Source organism: Dietzia sp. NPDC055343, from assembly GCF_053645265.1.
Map to the genome: position 1 here is coordinate 1 of NZ_JBSHMJ010000031.1, position 17,852 is coordinate 17,852.

The window sequence follows — 17,852 nt, forward strand, 5'->3', positions numbered from 1 at the left end:
TCAAACAACACCCACACACCGATCCACCGCGATACACTCACCACAGCTTCACAGGGAAGATCCTGCAACCGCCGCCCTCCCGGGCAACTTCTCCAGCCTAGCAGCAACAACTCCCAGCTCCAAAACCGGGGGTTCCGCTTGCTCCTGGAGCACGTCTACTTTGAGCGACCCCGTTCCTTTCGGTCCGGGCTCGCTCTCGGCGACGTCCATTAAGTTACGCAGACATGAACTGAAACGCAAACCCGCTGGTTAACGGCCCCAAGAACACGAAAACGCCGGCATGGCCGGCGTGATCGTGGTCGGAATCGCGAGGAATCAGCGGATGCGGATCCCGGCGAAGCTCTTCTTGCCCCGGCGCAGAACCACCCAGCTGCCGTGGAGCAGGTCGTCGGTGGACGGCGTCCACTCGGGATCGGAGATGCGCTCGTTGTTCACGTACGCACCTCCCTCTCCCACCGCACGCCGGGCGGCGCCCTTACTCGAGCAGAGCCCGCCGGCCACCAGGAGATCCGTGATCGTCCGTGGATCGTCCGGGGCGATCTCGGCCGCGCCGGCATCGTCGAGCGCCGCCGCCAGAGTGGCCTCATCGAGCTGGCCGAGTTCGCCGCGCCCGAACAGTGCCTGGGCCGCGGCCTGAACGGACTCGGTGGCCGCGACCCCGTGAACGAGCGTTGTCATCTCCTCTGCCAGCCGCTTCTGGGCAGCGCGCAGATGCGGCTTCTCGGCGGTGAGGACCTCGAGTTCCTCGATCTCCTCCCTGCCGAGGAACGAGAACCAGCGCAGGTAGCGGACCACGTCGGCATCCGCCGTATTGAGGAAGTACTGGTACCACGTGTACGGGCTCGTCATGGCGGCGTCGAGCCATAGGCTGCCGCCGCCGGTCGACTTGCCGAACTTCTTGCCGTCGGACGAGGTCACCAGGGGCACGGTCATGGCATGGACCGCCTTGCCGTCGACACGACGGTTGAGGTCGACTCCGCCGACGATGTTGCCCCACTGGTCGGAGCCACCGATCTGGAGCGTGCACTCGTGATGACGTCGCAACTGCAGGAAGTCGTTGGCCTGCAGCAGCATGTACGAGAACTCGGTGTAGGAGATGCCGTCGCCATCCAACCGGCGCTTGACCGTGTCCCGACCGAGCATGGTGTTCAGCGAGAAGTGCTTGCCGACATCCCGCAGGAACTCGATCACCGAGAGGTGGCCGGTCCACTGCATGTTGTTGACGATGCGCGCCCCCGTGGGCCCCTCGGTGAGGTCGACGAAGCGCTCGAGCTGGCCGGAGATCCGCTCGGCCCAGTCCGCCACCGTGTCGGAGGTGTTCATGATGCGCTCCCCGACATCACGCGGGTCACCGATCATGCCGGTCGCGCCGCCGGCCAGAACGATGGGCCGGTGCCCGGCGAGCTGGAAGCGGCGCAACGTCAGGAGCGGGATGAGATGACCGGCGTGCAGGCTCGGCCCGGTGGGGTCGAAACCGCAATAGAGCGACACCATACTCTCGTCCAGATGGGCGCGGAGCGTGTCGAGGTCCGTCGACTGGGCGATCAGGCCACGCCACTGCAGGTCATCGAGGATGTTATTGGTCACGACGTTCATTGTCCCCCATCACCGGCCGGGGTCGAGCACTGGCCGCGTGACCGCGGGTGCCCTCGGGCTCCGTCGGTAGGCGGAGACCTCCCGGGCGCCGGCGACCCAGAACCGCCAGTGACGGTCGGCCTCGCGGGAGACGCCGACGCGGGGCCCGGAGCGGATCAGTTCGTCCGGAAGAGGGTCGGGACGGAAGGAGACCGACGACGACGAGTTGAGCACGTCCAGACCTCGGAACGACAGGTCGACCCCGAGTGTGCGGCCGAGATTGCCGGGTCCGCGTGCGAGCTTGTCGGACGTGATGCCCGGCCGGCGGGTCGCGACGACCTCGTGGCCTTCTTCGACGCGGGCTGCCCGGAGCAGTACGCCCCCGCCCTCACCGGGCGGCCGGCAGGTGATGTTCACGCACTGGTGGATGCCGTGACTGAGGTAGACGTACAGGTGGCCGGCGTCGCCGAACATGACCTGGTTGCGCGGCGTCGGGCCGGGCCAGGTGTGGGCCGCGGCATCGGGGTAGGCGGATCCGGCCGGCCCGCCATAGGCCTCGACCTCGAGAATGCGAACAGAAACCGGGCCGTGTGTCAGCGTCCCACCGAGCACGATCCGCGCGGCCTCGTCCGGCGCCGCCTCCCGCAGCAGCTCTCTGAGCGGGTCGGTGACGCCGGACCGGGCCCCGTGGTCGGTGTGAGGGTTGCTCACTCCGGGGACGAGCCCTCTCCGGCGCCCGCCTTGGCGAGTAACTCCGCGTGCTCGGCCTCGTCGACCTGCCGGGATTCGTCGACCAGCAGCACGGGGATGCCGTCGTCGATCCGGTAGGCGCGGCGCAGACGCTGGTTGTACAGCGTGTCGTCACCAGCGAGCAGGAGCGGGCCCTTGTCCTCGGGGCAGGCCAGGATCGACAGCAGTCGTTCGTCTAGGACGGACATGCCGTTCACCCTACCCAGGCGGCGAGCTCGTCACGGAACTCGGCCAGCCGCCCGCGCTGCTTCGCGACAGCCTCACCGGCGGTGCCGCCGCGGGCGTTCCGGGACGCGATCGATCCCGTGACGGTCAGCACCTCGCGAACCTCGGGCGTCAACGCGGGGTCGACGGCGGCGAGCTCGTCGTCGTCGAGCTCATCCAGTCCCACCCCACGTCCCTCGGCGATGCGCACGCACTCCCCCGCCGCCTCGTGGGCGACCCGGAACGGGACGCCCTGCCGGACCATCCACTCCGCGATGTCCGTGGCGAGGGTGTATCCCGCCGGGGCGAGCTCCGCGAGCCGTTCGGGGTGGAACTCGAGGGTGTCGACCAGACCGGCCATCGCCGGGAGCAGCAGGTCGAGCTGGGCCACCGAGTCGAAGACCGGCTCCTTGTCCTCCTGCAGATCCCGGTTGTAGGCCAGCGGCTGTGCCTTGAGCGTCGCCATGAGCCCGGTCAGATTGCCGATGAGCCGGCCGGTCTTGCCGCGCATCAGTTCGGCGACGTCCGGGTTCTTCTTCTGGGGCATGATCGAGCTGCCCGTGGACCACTCGTCGGCCAGGGTGACGTAGCCGAACTCGGGCGTCGACCAGGCGATGATCTCCTCCGCCAGACGCGAGAGATCCACCGCGATCTGGGCGAGCACGTAGGAGGCCTCGGCCGCGAAGTCACGCGAACTCGTGGCGTCGATCGAGTTGTCGGCGGCGCGGTCGAAACCGAGCTCGGCCGCGATCGCGTCCGGGTCCAGACCGAGCGACGAGCCGGCCAGTGCGCCGGAGCCGTACGGTGAGACCGCCAGGCGCCGGTCCAGATCACGGATCCGGTCGAGGTCGCGCAGCAACGGCTGGGCGTGCGCGAGCAGCTGGTGGGAGAGCAGGACCGGCTGGGCCGCCTGGAAGTGGGTCTTGCCCGGCATGACCGTCTCCGGGTGCGCATCGGCCTGCGCCACGAGTGCGTCGACCACATCGAGCACACCCGCGGCCACCGCGCGCACGGCATCCCGCAGCCACATTCGGAACAGGGTGGCCACCTGGTCATTGCGCGAGCGGCCGGCACGCAACCGTCCGCCGACCTCGGGACCGACCCGCTCGATCAGGCCTCGCTCCAGGGCGCCGTGCACGTCCTCGTCGGACTCGGCGGGCACGAACTCCCCGGAGTCGACGTCGGCGGCGAGTCGATCCAGACCGTCGAGCATCGTGTCCAGGTCGGCACCCGTGAGCAGGTCGGCGCGATGCAGCACCCGGGCGTGCGCCTTGGACGCCCGGATGTCGTACGGCGCCAGATCCCAGTCGAAGTGGGTGGACTTGCTCAGGGCCGCCATCGCCTCGGCGGGGCCGCCGGCGAATCGGCCGCCCCACAGGGCCCCGGTGTTGGTCCCGTGCCGGTCGTCCCGGCCCTGCTCGTCGCTCACAGTCCCAGGTCCCGCTTCGCGGCGATCTTGGAGCTCAGGCCATGGAGGTTGACGAAGCCCTTGGCGTAGCTCTGGTCGAACGAGTCACCCTCGTCGTAGGTCGCCAGGTTGAAGTCGTACAGCGACTTGTCGGAGCGGCGGCCGTTGACGGTGATCGAGCCACCGTGCAGCACGAGTCGGATATCGCCCGAGACGTGTTCCTGGGTGTTGTCGATGAAGGCGTCCAGGGCGTACTTCAGCGGCGAGAACCAGAGACCGTCGTAGACGGCGTTGGACCAGGTGTCCGAGACGCCGGACTTGTAGCGGGCCAGCTCCCGCTCGAGGGTGACGTCCTCGAGGGCCTTGTGCGCGGTGATGAGCACCATCGCGCCCGGGGCCTCGTAGACCTCGCGGCTCTTGATACCGACGAGACGGTCCTCGACCATGTCCAGTCGACCGACGCCCTGGGCGCCGCCGCGACGGTTGAGCTCTTCGATCGCCTCGAGGACGGAGACCCTACGGCCGTCGATGGCGACCGGAACGCCGGCCTCGAAGGTGATGGTGACCTCGTCCGGGGCGGCGAAGTTGATCGTCGGGTCCTCGGTGTAGTCGTAGACGTCCTTGGTCGGCGCGTTCCACAGGTCCTCGAGGAAGCCGGTCTCGACCGCGCGGCCCCACACGTTCTGATCGATCGAGAACGGTGACTTCTTGGTGACGTTGATCGGGATCGCGTTCTCCTCGGCGAACTCGATGGCCTTCTCACGGGTCCAGGCGTAGTCGCGGACGGGGGCGATCACGTCCAGGTCGGGAGCGAGCGCGCCGAAGCCCACCTCGAAGCGCACCTGGTCGTTGCCCTTGCCCGTGCAGCCGTGGGCCACGGCCGTACCGCCGTGCATCTTCGCGGCGGTCACCAGGTGCTTGACGATCAGCGGGCGGGAGATCGCCGACACCAGCGGGTACTCGCGCATGTACAGGCCGTTGGCCTTGATGGTCGGCGCACAGTAGTCGTTCGCGAACTCGTCGCGGGCATCCACGACGATCGACTCGACCGCGCCGCAGTCGAGGGCGCGCTGGCGGATGGAGTCCATGTCCTCTCCGCCCTGTCCCAGGTCGATGGCCACGGCGACGACCTCGGCACCGGTCTCCTTGCCGATCCAGCTGATGGCGACGGAGGTGTCCAGTCCACCCGAGTAGGCGAGGACGACGCGATCGGTCATGGTGTTTCTCCTTGGTTGTTGTTCAGGTGTTGTCTATCGGCCCGGGGCCGCGTCAGAGTTGGCGCCGGGCCAACGCTGCGAGGCGGCCCGCCAGCTCTTCTCCGCGCACGGGTTCGCGGGCCATCACGAATATGGTGTCATCCCCGGCGATCGTGCCGACCACGTCGTCGAGATTCGCACGGTCCAGGGCACTGGCGAGAAAGTTCGCCGCCCCGGGCGGCGTGCGCAGGACCGCCGTGTTCCCACTGTGGTCGGCGGACACGAGCAGCTCACCCAGAAGGCGTCCCACCCGGTCCGTTCCGCCGGGGATGCCCGGGACCTGACTGCCGTCCTCCGGGATGACATAGCGGCCGGCACCGCCGTCGGCAGCGCGGAGCTTGACCGCGCCGAGCTCATCGAGATCGCGACTGAGAGTGGCCACCGCGATAGCGATCCCCTCACCGGCCAACGCGTCGGCCAGTTCAGTCTGACTGCGCACGGGCCGGTCCCGGAGGATCTCGGCGATGCGCGCGTGACGAGCCGTCCGACTGACCGCGCCGACGGAGGTCACGATCGCTCCAGCAGCCAGACGAGTAGCGCCTTCTGTGCGTGCAGCCGGTTCTCCGCCTCGTCGAACACCCGGCTGCGGGGACCGTCGATGACCTCGCCGGTGATCTCCTTCTCGCGATACGCGGGCAGGCAGTGCAGGACGATCACATCGTCGGAGGCCTTGTCGACCGCGTCCCGGCCCAGCTGGTAGTCGGCGAGATCGCGCAGACGCTCGGTGGCCGAGTCCTCCATCCCCATCGACACCCAGGTGTCGGTGATGAGGACATCGGCGTCGATCACGGCCGTGTCGACCTCGGTCGTGATGGTGACCGAACCGCCGGTCTCCGCCGCGATCCGTTCGGCGTCACCCACCACCTGTCCGGTCGGCTGGTAGCCGGCCGGCGCCGCGATGGTGATGTGCATCCCCGCAGTGGCGAACCCGACGAGGTACGAGTGCCCCATGTTGTTCGCGCCGTCGCCGAGGTAGACCGCCCGCAGGCCCGCGGTGCGTCCGAAGTTCTCCCGGATCGTCAGCAGGTCGGCGAGGATCTGACAGGGGTGGAAGTCGTCGGTGAGCGCGTTGACGACAGGCACGGCCGAATCCGCCGCGAGCTCGGCCAGTCCGGCCTGCGAGTACGTCCGCCACACGATCGCCTCGACGTAGCGGGACATCACCATCGCGGTATCGGAGAGCGTCTCGCCCTTGCCCATCTGCGTGGACCCGGATTCCACCACGATCGCATTGCCACCGAGTTGTGCGATGCCCGCGTCGAAGGAGAAGCGGGTCCGCGTGGAGGTCTTGTCGAAGATCACCGCGACCGACTTCGGCCCCTCCAGCGGGCGCGCCGAGAACGGCTCCGCCTTGAGCCTGAGCCCGAGCTCCAGCACCTCGGCCTGCTCCGCGGGACTGAGATCGTCGTCTCGGAGAAAGTGACGCGGGGTCGGGCTTCCCGGGGCTGTCGTCGTGGACGACGGCGAGGTCGTACCGGTCATGACGAGGTCTCCTTCTCCGACGCGGCGTCGAGGATCGGGGGCAGGGCGGTCACGAACTGCGCGACCTGGTCTTCGGTGAGGATGAGCGGCGGGGCCAGCCGGACGACGTCCGTGCCGGTGGCGCCCACGAGGTAGCCCGCGGCGCGCGCGGCCTCCTCGACCTCCTTCGCCCGCGGCGCGGTCAGCACCACTCCGAGCAGGAGTCCGCGGCCCCGGACATGATCGACCAGCGGGTGATCCAGGCACTCGATCTCGGCGGCGAGTAACTTGCCGAGCCTGTCGACGTGGGCGACGAGGTCGTCGGTGTCGATCGTTCTCAGGACCGCCACCGCGGCCGCGCACGCGACGGGGTTACCACCGAAGGTGGTGCCGTGCTGCCCGGCGGTGAGCAACTCCCCCGCCCGGCCGATGCCCAGACACGCGCCGATGGGCAGCCCGCCGCCGAGCCCCTTCGCCAGGGTGATCACATCCGGAACCACCCCGGCCTTGCGGGACGCGAACATCGCGCCGGTGCGGGCGACCCCGGTCTGGACCTCGTCGACGATCATCAGGATCCCGTGTTCGGTGCACAGTTCCCGCACGTCCGCGAGGAAGCCCTCGGGCGGTTCCACGACGCCGCCCTCCCCCTGCACCGGTTCGACGATGACGGCGGCGGTGTCCGCCGGGGCCTGCTCGACGAGCGCCCGGAGCGCCGCGGTGTCCCCGTAGGGGAAGTACTCGACGCCGGCGGGCATCGGCTCGAACGGCGCACGCTTGGCGGGCTGACCGGTCATCGCCAGCGCCCCCATGGTCCGACCGTGGAAGCCGTTCTCCGCGGCGAGGATCCGTGAACGGCCGGTGCGGCGGGCAATCTTGAACGCCGCCTCGTTGGCCTCGGCGCCGGAGTTGCAGAAGAAGGCCCGTACCGGCGCCTCCACCGCGAGAAGTGATTCGAGACGCTCCGCCAACTCCACGACAACCGGGTGGACATAGAGATTCGACACGTGCCCCAGTTCGGCGACCTGACTGCTGACCGCCTCGACGACGGCGGGGTGGGCGTGCCCCAGGGAATTGACCGCGATGCCGGCCAGCAGATCGAGGTACTCGCGACCGTCGGCGGCGGTCACGGTCACGCCCCGGCCCGAGACGAGTTCGAGCGGAGGGGTGCCGTAGTTGCGCATCAGCGCGGTGTCCCACCGTGAGGTGAGATCAGTGGTGTCCTGCGGGCTCACTGTGCTTCTCCTACTGCTGAACGTGTCTCGTGGTCACCCTCGGTGACCATCGTTCCGATGCCGCCCTCCGTGAGGATCTCGAGCAGCACCGAGTGCTCGACGCGGCCATCGATGACGTGCGCTGCGCCGACGCCGCCCCGCACGGCGGCCAGACACGCCTCCATCTTTGGAACCATGCCGCTCTCCAGCGACGGCAGCAGTGCCTCCAGCGGCGTGGTGCCCAGGTGCGTGACGAGCGACGAGCGATCCGGCCAGTCGGTGTACAGGCCCTCGACGTCGGTTAGGACGACGAGCTTCTCCGCTCCGAGTGCCGCGGCGAGTGCGCCCGCGGCCGAATCCGCGTTGATGTTGTGGACGACGCCGTCGGCATCGGGGGCGATCGTGGACACGACCGGGATGCGTCCGGCCTCGATGAGGTCGATGACCGCCCCGGGATCGACCGCGGCGACGTCCCCGACGAGTCCGATGTCGGTGGCCTCCCCGTCGACCATCGCCGTCCGACGGACCGCGGTAAACAGACCCGCGTCCTCGCCCGAGATCCCCACCGCGTACGGGCCGTGCGCGTTGATCAGCCCGACGAGTTCGCGGCCGACCTGGCCGAACAACACCATTCGCACGACATCCATCACCTCGGGCGTCGTGACACGGAAACCGCCCCGGAACTCGCCCTCCATGCCCAGCCGACCGAGCATCGCGGTGATCTGGGGACCACCGCCGTGCACCACGACCGGCTTGAGGCCACAGGTGCGGAGGAACACCATGTCGGCGGCGAACGCGGCCTTGAGCCTCTCGTCGACCATCGCGTTACCGCCGTACTTCACCACGACGATCTTGTCGTGGAACTCCTTGAGCCACGGCAGTGCCTCGGCGAGGACGTGCGCGCGGACGAACGGCGACAGTTCGGTCGACCCGTCGTTCATCAATGTGGGCATATCAGTCGCCTCCGGCGGTGATGGGGATGGTCAGGGTCAGGTGGATCTGTGCGCCGCCGCGGTGGCGGAAGCGGAACGCGGCGCCGGCCTCGGTGGCCGCGGGTCCGGGCCACGGCCCGAGTTCGGTGTCGGGCCGCAAGACGAGGACCTCAACCGGCCCGGCCTCGACCCCCGTGCGGACGCCCACGAATCCGGCGACGCCCTCGGCGACACCGTGCACGAACGTGAAGTCCGCGCCAGGATCGCCGGATCCGGGTCCGTCGAGCAGCACGACCGCGCGGGTCGACGGCACCTGGGCGCTGAGCGCGCTCCACTGCAGCTCGACCGCGTCGGCCCCACCACCCGATACGTCGAGTGCGGCCGTCGCACCCGAGGGAGCCAGCCAGATCCCGGCGATGTTCCGGGCCGGATCCGTCCACAGTTCGAGCCCGTGATCGTGCCCGACCAACGTCGCCCCGGGCAGGACCTCCGCGCTCAAGGGGCCAGGCCGACCGTGCTGAGACCGGCGGTCTCGGGCAGCCCGAGCGCGAGGTTCATCGACTGGATGGCACCGCCGGCGGTGCCCTTGGCCAGGTTGTCGATCGCGGCGGTGAACACGGCCCGACCGGTGCGCGCGTCGACCTCGATACCCAGCTGCACGGCGTTGGAGCCGAGCACCGAGGCGGTCATGGGCTGCACCCCGGCCGGTAGGAGGTGGACGAACGGCTCATCACCGAAGGCCTCCGCATAGACCTCACGCAGCTCGTCCGCAGAGGCCGTGGTGGGCACGACCGCCGTGGTGAGGATGCCGCGCGCCATGGGGGCGAGCACGGGCGTGAAGCTGACCGACACCTCGGCGTCGGTCACCGCCCGGAGGTTCTGCGTGATCTCCGGGGTGTGACGGTGGGTGGCGACCCCGTACGCCTTGGTCGAGCCCATCACCTCGGACGCGAGCATGGGCACCTTGGCCGCCTTGCCCGCGCCGGATGCCCCTGTCACCGAGACGATGGTGATGTTCGACGCATCGACGAGCCCCTTGGCCACTGCCGGGAACAGCGCCAGGGTCGCCCCCGTCGGAAAACAGCCCGGGACCGCGACCCGCCGGGTCGACCGCAGCGCCTCGCGCGCTCCGGGGAGCTCGGGCAGCCCGTACGGCCACGTACCCGCGTGCGGGGAGCCGTAGAAGGCCTCCCAGTCACCGGCGTCCGTCAGACGGAAGTCCGCCCCGAGATCGATCACCAGCACGTCCGGCCCGAGCTGTTCGGCGATCGCCGCGGAGTGGCCATGCGGGAGGCCGAGGACCACCACATCATGACCGGACAGCGACTCGGCGCTGGTCTCCGAGAGAACCCGGTCCGCCAACGGCAGCAGGTGCGGATGGTGCCGATCCAGCGTCTGGCCGGCGTTTGACCCCGCCGCCAGGACTCCGATCTCCAGCTCATCCGAGAGGTACGAGGGATGTGCGAGGAGGAGTCTGAGGAACTCCCCGCCCGCGTAACCCGATGCACCTGCGACAGCTACCTTGATTGCCATACGCACGAGTATGCATCACGTTGCAATCTTTTGCACACAAGGTCCGTCGGCGAGCCTCGCGTTCAACCGGGAGCCGGTCCGATCACCAGCACATCCAGGTTATGCCCCGATCTGCCGTGGCGCACCGCCGAAACGCTGTTGCCCCAGGTCGACCGAACCGCCCATGCGACGCCCCTCATCGAGGCCGGACGTGCCGACGCGGCGCCTGGAACTCTTGACGGTGTGGGGGAAACGGCGACACAGCTCCGCCTCGGCGCACTGTGAATCCGTACGCAGGACCAGCCCAGCCCCTGCCGCATCCGAACTCTCGGACACCGCCTCGGCCTCGGCCGCGGCGAGGCGCCGGCCCACTTCGAAGGCGAACCCGGTCATGAACGATTTGCGGTGGGTCACCGCTGACACCCCCGGCGCCGGGCGCTGCCGCGCGGCGCCGGCCAACATGATCCCGGTCAGCGCACCGGCCAGCATCGACACGCGCTCGACGTGTCGACGGACCCCGACGATATACACGTTCCGACCCCCGTCCGCCCGCCTCGATGACACCGCCCTGCAGTGCATAGCCACCGCCAGCGACGCGACGAGACCGATCTGGTCGGGTTGGTACTTTCCGAGCACCACGTGCTCGTGGACCACCACCTCGGCCGCCGCCTGATCCGGACCGGATCTGGCCAGCGCCTCGTCGACCCCGTACTTCGCGAGCAGCGCGTAGGCCCGCTCGAGTAGCACCTCCGCCTCCGGCGTCCCGGCCACGCTCTCGGCCTTGGCGAACAGCTTGCGGACCCGGTCGAAGGCCTTCTCCGAGGAGAGCGCTGACGCGGCGCCGCCCCCGTTCTGGCCGGTCGCGCGGGAGTTGTCGGAACGAGTGTGGGTCATGGCCTGCTCCTGATCGTCTCAGCATTGATGTCGAGACGGATGTTCGCACACACGTACGACAGGGCTGTGTCGACGCCGCCGGACAGCCGCCCGGGTCGATGACCCCGGTCCGATCAGCGGTGGAGGAACCAGGTGTGGTCGAGCGGGCCGGCACCCTGCCCCACGTCGAGGGACAACCCGCCGTGCAGGGCCCCGTCCATCCATGGCCGGACCCGTCGGTACGCCGCTTCCCAATCGGGCGCACCGACACGCGCGGTGGCCAGTGCCGAGGACAGCGAGCATCCGGTGCCGTGGGTGTGCGGCGTCTCGACGCGGACGAACGGCAACCGGAGTGTCGTGCGACGGTCCGTCTCGGACTCGACCATCACGTCCTCGGCGCTGCCGTCCTCGAGGTCGCCGGTCGTCGCGAGAACCGCGCTATCGGTCTGCTCGTGGACCAGCTCCGCCTGACTGACGATCCCCTCGATGTCGGTCGCGGTGTCTGTACCGCAGAGCACACCGAGCTCGGGCACGTTCGGGGTGACGAGGTCGACGAGCGGTACGAGGTCGCGCAGCATGGACGCGGCATCCTCGCTCGCGAGACGCCCGCCGGTGGTCGCGACCATGACGGGGTCCAGGACGATGTGAGGAGGGCGACGACGACGAAGCCACGCCCCGACCGCTTCGACGAGTGAAGCCTCTCCGAGCATGCCGATCTTGACGGCGTCGATCTGGACGTCATCGGCGACCGCGTCCAGCTGGGCGATCACCGTATCGACCGGCACCGCGTGGACGCCGGCCACGCCGCGGGTGTTCTGCACCGTGACGGCGGTGACCACGCCCATCGCGTAGCCGCCCATCGCCGTGACGGACTTGGTGTCGGCCAGCAGGCCGGCACCACCCGACGGGTCGGTGCCGGCGATGCAGAGAATGCGGGGCACCCGCACCGCGTCAGCCACGAAGGCTCGCTCCCACGGCCCGTGCTGCCGCGTCCACCGCGGCCGTGCGCCACTCGCTGGCCTCGTCCTCCGTCAGCGTCCGGTCGTCGGCGCGGAAGGTGAGCGCGTACGCGAGCGACTTCCTGCCCTCACCGAGCTGGCTGCCGGTGTAGATGTCGAACAGGCGGACGCTCTCGAGCAGGTCGCCGCCTCCCGAGATGAGGGCCGCCTCCACCGCGGATGCCGGGACCACCTCATCCACGACGAGAGCGACATCCTGATTCACCGACGGGTAGGAGGAGATCGCCGGCGCGGGCAGGACCTCGCGCGTGCCGATGGCGGTCAGGTCGAGCTCCATCGCGCATGTCCGCGCGGGAAGCTCCAGACGCTCGCACGCCGCGGGGTGCAACTCACCGGCGTGGCCGACCACCGCGCCGTCGACGACGATCTCGGCGCAGCGGCCCGGGTGCCAGGGTGCGTACTCCCCCGACCTCACCTCGACCTCGACGCCGAGCGCGGCGCCGACGGTCCGGGCCGCCTCGACCGCGTCGAGCGCGTCGGCGTCGCGGCCCGGATCGAGATGGCCGGCCGGCACTCGTCTACCGGTGTAGAGGGCGGCCGTGTGCAGCGGCTGCGCGGGCAGCGAATCGCCGAGCCGCTTCTGCTCGTCCGCGGTGGGCTCACGGTCCACGGGCAGCATGTCCACCCCGGAGGTCGCGGGCGTGCGGAACGCGACCTGGGCGATCGAGAAGAGCGCGAGGTCGCGGGTCCCGCGGGTGAGGTTGCGCCGGGCGATCTCCACCATCGACGGCAACAGGGTCGTCGCGAGATGCGCCTTGTCGCTCTCCAGGGGATTGACCACGGACATCGTGTGGCGACGCTCGTCGTCGTCGCGGAGCCCCATCGCGTCGAACACGGACGGATCGCAGAACGGCGACGTGAGCACCTCGACGTGCCCGGACGCGGCGAGGGCCCGCCCCACGGCCCGGCGGCCGCGCTGGGTGGCCGTCAGGCCCCGACCGGCGGGGGCCGTGGGCAGCACGGACGGGATGTCCTCCAGCCCCTCGAGTCGCAGGACCTCCTCGACCAGGTCGGCAGGCATCGTCAGATCGGGGCGCCACGTGGGTGGGGTGACCTCGAGCAGGACGGCGTCGTCGCCGGCCACCGTGGCCCCGATCTGCTCCAGGCGCCGGCGGGTGGTCCCGACCGGGTACCCGAGCCCCGCGACCCGCGAGGGCCGGTCCGGGTCGAAGGCGATCGTGGGTGGGACGGGCGCGGCGCCGACGTCGGTGAGCGACGCCTCGACGGTGCCGCCGGTGATCTCGGCGAGCAGCGTGGCCGCGCGATCCAGCGCGGCGACGGAAGCCGCCGCGTCCACCCCTCGCTCGTAGCGCTTCCCGGCCTCACTGGGCAGCTTGTGTCGGCGGATGGTCCGGAACACGGCCAGGGTGTCCCACACGGCGGCCTCGAGCAGCACGTCGGTGGTCGTGTCCGAGACCTCTGTGCTGGCGCCGCCCATGACGCCGGCCAGCGAGACCGGGCCGGTCTCGTCGCAGATCACCACGTCCTCCGGGTCGAGCGAGCGCTCCGCGCCATCCAGGGTGGTCAGCGTCTCCCCCGCCCGAGCGCGACGCACGGTGAGCCCGCCCGTGAGCGTAGCGGCGTCGAAGGCGTGCATCGGATGGCCGAGTTCGAGCATGACGTAGTTGGTGACGTCGACGGCCGGGGAGATGGGCCGCACACCCGACATCAGCAGGCGACGGGCCAGCCACCAGGGGGTCCTGGCCGACGGGTCGACGCCGGTGACCCGGCGCAGCGCGAACCGCTGGGCTCCGGACTCCCCGGTGACCTCGAGCGGCCAGGTCTCCTTCCCCGACGGCAGGCCGAGCTCGGCGGCCGGGTCCGCGAAGTCCAGGTCGAAGCCGCACGCGAGCTCGCGGGCCAGACCGCGGGCCGACAGGCAGTAGCCGCGGTCCGGGGTCACGTTGAGTTCGAAGACCGTGTCCCGCTCGGGGGCACCGGCGGCGAGGACCGGCCCGGCCGGGGTGCCCGGCTCGGCGGTGCCCGGCGCGAGCACGATGATGCCGCTGTGATCCGACCCGATCCCGAGTTCGGACGCCGAGCAGATCATGCCCTCACTGGGCCTGCCGTAGGTCTTGCGCTTGCCGATCTCGAAGCCACCGGGCAGGACCGTACCGGGCAGTGCCACCACCACGAGGTCGCCCTCGGAGAAGTTCCGCGCGCCGCACACGATCTGCTGCGGCTCGTCGCCGCCGACATCGACGAGGCAGAAGCGGATCGGCTTCTTGAAGCCCTCGAGTTCCTCGATGCTGCTGACCCGGCCGACGGTGAGCGGGCCGGTGATCTCCGGGAGCGTCTGCGGCTCCCCCTCCACCTCGAGGCCGACGCGCACGAACCCGGCGTCGAGTTCGGCCGGCGACACCGACCAGCCGTCGTTGGCCCGCTGCAGGATCTCGGTCAGCCAGGACTGCGCAATTAGCACTGTGGGGTCCTTCGTAGTTCTCGGTGGTCGGGTGAGCTCTGGGTCGGGCAGGTGGGGCATCGGCCCGGGCCCCGGCGGCGGCCGCCGCCCGGGCCGGTACGCCGATCAGTACCGGATGCCGAAGGGCAGCGAGAACCGCACGTCGCCCTCGACCATGTCGCGCATATCGGACAGCCCGTTGCGGAACTGCAGCGTGCGCTCGAGGCCCATCCCGAACGCGAAGCCGGAGTACACCTCGGGGTCGATGCCGCAGGCGATCAGCACATTGGGATGCACCATTCCACAACCGCCCCACTCGACCCAGCCGGCGCCGCCCTTCTTGTTAGGGAACCAGACGTCGACCTCGGCGGAGGGCTCGGTGAACGGGAAGTAGTTGGGACGCATCCGTGTGCGGGTCTCGGGCCCGAACAGGGCGCGCGCGAACGCGTCGAGGGCGCCGCGCAGGTGCGCCATGGTCAGCCCCTTGTCGATCGCCAGCCCCTCGACCTGGTGGAACACCGGCGTGTGGGTGGCGTCGAGCTCGTCGGTGCGGAAGGTCCGGCCCGGGCAGGCGACGTAGATCGGCGGCTCGCGATCGAGCATCGTGCGGATCTGCACCGGGGAGGTGTGGGTCCGCAGCACCTGCCGACTGCCCTCGGGTGCCACGTGGAAGGTGTCCTGGAGCGTGCGCGCGGGGTGGTCGGGGAGGAAGTTGAGCGCGTCGAAGTTGTAGTGCTCGGCCTCGATCTCCGGCCCTTCGGCGATCTCCCAGCCCATCCCGACGAACACGTCCGCCACCTGCTCGGTGATGATCGTGATGGGATGCTGGGCCCCGACCGGCGATCGACCGGACGGCACCGTCAGGTCGAGTGTCTCAGCCACCAGGACCGCCGCGTCGCGCTCGGCCTGCAGCTGCCCGAGCCGCGCCTCGTACGCCTTCTGGACACGGCCGCGCGCCACGTTGACGGCCTTGCCCGCGGAGGCCTTCTGCTCCTTCGGGAGCGAGCCGAGTGTCCGCCGACCCAGTGCGATGGGGCTCCGGTCGCCCAGGTGGGCCGTCTTGGCCGCGGCCAGTGCGTCGAGGTCCGCGGCCGTGGCGAACGCGCCCTCCGCGTCCGTGGCGTATCCCGCCAGGGACTCCTCGTCGATCCCGACCTCGACCGCGCCTCTGTCTTCGCTCACCTGTGCTGCGTCCTCCCCGTCCCGGTCAGCTCCGGCGACCGCCGGGTGCATCGCCGGACAGCCTAGTCGATTAGCGTTTGCGCCCCCTGCCCCGTGTCCTGCTCAGACCACCCCGTTCTCGTAGGCGTACACGACCACCTGAGCGCGGTCCCGCAGCCGCAGTTTCTGCAGGACCCGCCGTACGTGGGTCTTGACGGTCTCCTCCGAGATGAACAGCACCCCGGCGATCTCGGCATTGGACCGCCCGGTGGCGATCTGCTCGACGGTCTCGCGTTCCCGCGGCGTGAGGGAGGTGAGTTCCGCCGGCTCGCGGCGCGGGCGGCGGCCCCGGGTCACCACGTCCTCGATCAGCCGGCGGGTGACGGTCGGCGCCAGCAGCGCCTCACCGGTGACGGCGACCCGGACGGCCCGGAACAGCTCCTCGGCGGGCGCGTCCTTGAGCAGGAATCCGGAGCATCCGATCCGCAGCGCCTCGTACACGTAGTCGTCGAGATCGAAGGTGGTGAGCATGATGATCCGCGGGGCCGGGTCGATCCCGGAACCGAGTATGCGCCGCGCGGCCTCGAGCCCGTCCATCTCCGGCATGCGGACGTCCATGAACACCACGTCGGGGCGGAGCGCCTCCACTTTCCCGACCGCCTCGGCGCCGTCCGCCGCGTCGCCGATGACCCTGATGTCCGGCTGCGACCCGAGCAGCGCGGCGAAACCCTGTCGCACCATCGCCTGGTCGTCGGCGATCAGCACGGAGATGGTCATACGGATCAGCCTAGACGCGACCGGGTCCGCGTCCCGGGCCCCGTCCCGTCCCTGAGCGGAACCGTCGCGGTGACGGTGAAGCCACCGTCGGAAGCCGGGAGGGCCGCGAATGCCCCGCCGACGGCCCGGACCCGGGCGGACATCCCCGCGATCCCGGACCCGCCGCCCTCACCGGGCGCGACGAGGGCGCCCGGCGCCGCCGGGCCGCTGTCCACCTCGAGGGTCACCGCGGGTGGCGCCCCGTCCGCGTCGACCGTGGAGACCGCGAGGGAGACGACGACGAGCCCGCCCGGCGCATGGCGGGCGGCATTGGCCAGACTCTCCTGGAGCACGCGGTGCAGGACCACGCCGGCGGTCTCGTCAATCGTGTCCATCTGCCCGCCGAGCTGCCAGGTGATGTCGACGCCCGAGCGGCGTGCGGCGCGGAGGGTGGGCTCGATCTGCTCGACCCCGACGGGTTCCACCATCGGGTTCTCCGCGTCTGTGCGCAGCACCCCCAGAAGGCCCCGCACCTCGTCGAGCGCCGCGCGGGCCGTCTCGGCGATCGAGTCGAACTCGGCGTGGACGGCCGGCGTGACGCCCTGGAGTCGGTACGGCGCCGACTGGGACTGGACCACGATCATGGACATCTGGTGGGCCACCACATCGTGCAGATCCCGCGCGAGGTGGTTGCGTTCCTCGGCCAGCAAGCGCAGTTCGGACTGCCGGAGGGTCCGCTCGGACTCTCGTGCCAGGCGCAGGTTCGAGTTCTCCAGCTGGCGGCGCGATACCGCCAACCACCGCACGAGGAGTACCACCGCCGAGAAGACCGCGGCCCCGATCATCCAGCCCACGGACACCTCCGCGCCGGGGTTGAGCGCCATGAGCAGGATGGTCACCCCGACCGCGACCGCGACCCGCACCGGTCGTTCGACGAGGATCACCGCGGCCAGACACACGGCCAGCGCGAGATGGAACACGACCGGCCAGCCCAGGGCAAATGTCGACTCGGCCCGCAGCGGCACCGACACCGCACACGCAACGGCGACCGCACCCCAGGCGAGGAACGGCGCACGGCGCGCCGCCGCCACCGGGAGGGCCCCCAGCGCGGCGATGATCGGCACGAGCACCGTCCACGCCGAGTGGGTGATGAAGTAGGTGGGCCAGGCCACCGCGAAGAAGACGAGCGCGAGCACGACGAGGGCGAGGTCCCAGGCGTGAGGTCGCAGCACGCCGACGAGGCCGGCACGGCGACCCCGGGCGTGGGCCTCCACTGTGCGGGGCCCCGCGTTGTCGGGTTCGGCGGCGAACCTGTCGTCTTCTGATCGCATGG

General features: G+C 70.2%; 17 protein-coding genes. All 17 read right to left on the bottom strand.

Annotated elements, in window-relative coordinates; all coding sequences use genetic code 11:
- Positions 1–315: 315 nt before the first annotated feature.
- Complete coding sequence (gene tyrS / locus ACWIE7_RS14060; protein WP_454058697.1) at positions 316–1,587, bottom strand: tyrosine--tRNA ligase; 1,272 nt, start codon at positions 1,585–1,587, stop codon at positions 316–318.
- A gap of 18 nt (positions 1,588–1,605) precedes the next feature.
- On the bottom strand, positions 1,606–2,286 hold the full coding sequence (locus ACWIE7_RS14065; protein WP_454069575.1) for a DNA-3-methyladenine glycosylase: 681 nt from the start codon (positions 2,284–2,286) through the stop codon (positions 1,606–1,608).
- A complete protein-coding gene (locus tag ACWIE7_RS14070; protein ID WP_230931353.1) occupies positions 2,283–2,513 on the bottom strand; it encodes a Trm112 family protein in 231 nt (76 codons plus the stop codon). Before ACWIE7_RS14070 ends, ACWIE7_RS14065 begins: the two co-directional genes overlap by 4 nt.
- 5 nt (positions 2,514–2,518) lie before the next feature.
- Positions 2,519–3,958 (bottom strand): argininosuccinate lyase, encoded by a 1,440-nt coding sequence (gene argH / locus ACWIE7_RS14075; protein WP_452100127.1) that lies wholly within the window; start codon positions 3,956–3,958, stop codon positions 2,519–2,521.
- Positions 3,955–5,154 (bottom strand): argininosuccinate synthase, encoded by a 1,200-nt coding sequence (locus tag ACWIE7_RS14080; RefSeq protein ID WP_230931351.1) that lies wholly within the window; start codon positions 5,152–5,154, stop codon positions 3,955–3,957. Before ACWIE7_RS14080 ends, argH begins: the two co-directional genes overlap by 4 nt.
- A gap of 52 nt (positions 5,155–5,206) precedes the next feature.
- Positions 5,207–5,704, bottom strand: coding sequence for an arginine repressor (locus ACWIE7_RS14085; protein ID WP_230931350.1), 498 nt, complete (start codon positions 5,702–5,704; stop codon positions 5,207–5,209).
- Positions 5,701–6,675 (bottom strand): ornithine carbamoyltransferase, encoded by a 975-nt coding sequence (argF, locus tag ACWIE7_RS14090; RefSeq protein ID WP_452100128.1) that lies wholly within the window; start codon positions 6,673–6,675, stop codon positions 5,701–5,703. The genes ACWIE7_RS14085 and argF overlap by 4 nt, the downstream gene beginning before the upstream one ends.
- The gene (locus tag ACWIE7_RS14095; RefSeq protein ID WP_454069577.1) at positions 6,672–7,886 is read right to left on the bottom strand and encodes an acetylornithine transaminase; all 1,215 of its coding nucleotides are present in this window, start codon (positions 7,884–7,886) and stop codon (positions 6,672–6,674) included. Before ACWIE7_RS14095 ends, argF begins: the two co-directional genes overlap by 4 nt.
- A complete protein-coding gene (gene argB / locus ACWIE7_RS14100) occupies positions 7,883–8,818 on the bottom strand; it encodes an acetylglutamate kinase (protein WP_452100130.1) in 936 nt (311 codons plus the stop codon). The genes ACWIE7_RS14095 and argB overlap by 4 nt, the downstream gene beginning before the upstream one ends.
- 1 nt (position 8,819) lies before the next feature.
- On the bottom strand, positions 8,820–9,296 hold the full coding sequence (locus ACWIE7_RS14105; protein WP_452100131.1) for a hypothetical protein: 477 nt from the start codon (positions 9,294–9,296) through the stop codon (positions 8,820–8,822).
- Complete coding sequence (gene argC / locus ACWIE7_RS14110) at positions 9,293–10,330, bottom strand: N-acetyl-gamma-glutamyl-phosphate reductase (RefSeq protein ID WP_452100132.1); 1,038 nt, start codon at positions 10,328–10,330, stop codon at positions 9,293–9,295. The genes ACWIE7_RS14105 and argC overlap by 4 nt, the downstream gene beginning before the upstream one ends.
- A gap of 99 nt (positions 10,331–10,429) precedes the next feature.
- Positions 10,430–11,203 carry a DUF2786 domain-containing protein gene (locus ACWIE7_RS14115; RefSeq protein ID WP_454069579.1) on the bottom strand — a complete coding sequence of 258 codons (774 nt, stop codon included), beginning with the start codon at positions 11,201–11,203 and terminating at the stop codon, positions 10,430–10,432.
- Positions 11,204–11,316: 113 nt separating this feature from the next.
- Positions 11,317–12,141, bottom strand: coding sequence for a bifunctional hydroxymethylpyrimidine kinase/phosphomethylpyrimidine kinase (gene thiD / locus ACWIE7_RS14120; RefSeq protein WP_452100134.1), 825 nt, complete (start codon positions 12,139–12,141; stop codon positions 11,317–11,319).
- A complete protein-coding gene (gene pheT, locus ACWIE7_RS14125; protein WP_454058691.1) occupies positions 12,134–14,623 on the bottom strand; it encodes a phenylalanine--tRNA ligase subunit beta in 2,490 nt (829 codons plus the stop codon). Before pheT ends, thiD begins: the two co-directional genes overlap by 8 nt.
- Positions 14,624–14,728: 105 nt before the next feature.
- Positions 14,729–15,784 (bottom strand): phenylalanine--tRNA ligase subunit alpha, encoded by a 1,056-nt coding sequence (gene pheS, locus ACWIE7_RS14130; RefSeq protein ID WP_454058690.1) that lies wholly within the window; start codon positions 15,782–15,784, stop codon positions 14,729–14,731.
- A 102-nt stretch (positions 15,785–15,886) separates the two neighbouring features.
- Entirely contained in the window at positions 15,887–16,540 is a 654-nt protein-coding gene (locus tag ACWIE7_RS14135; protein WP_454058689.1) for a response regulator, read from the bottom strand.
- Positions 16,541–16,545: 5 nt separating this feature from the next.
- Positions 16,546–17,850, bottom strand: coding sequence for a sensor histidine kinase (locus tag ACWIE7_RS14140; RefSeq protein WP_454069581.1), 1,305 nt, complete (start codon positions 17,848–17,850; stop codon positions 16,546–16,548).
- Between the last annotated feature and the right edge of the window lie 2 nt (positions 17,851–17,852).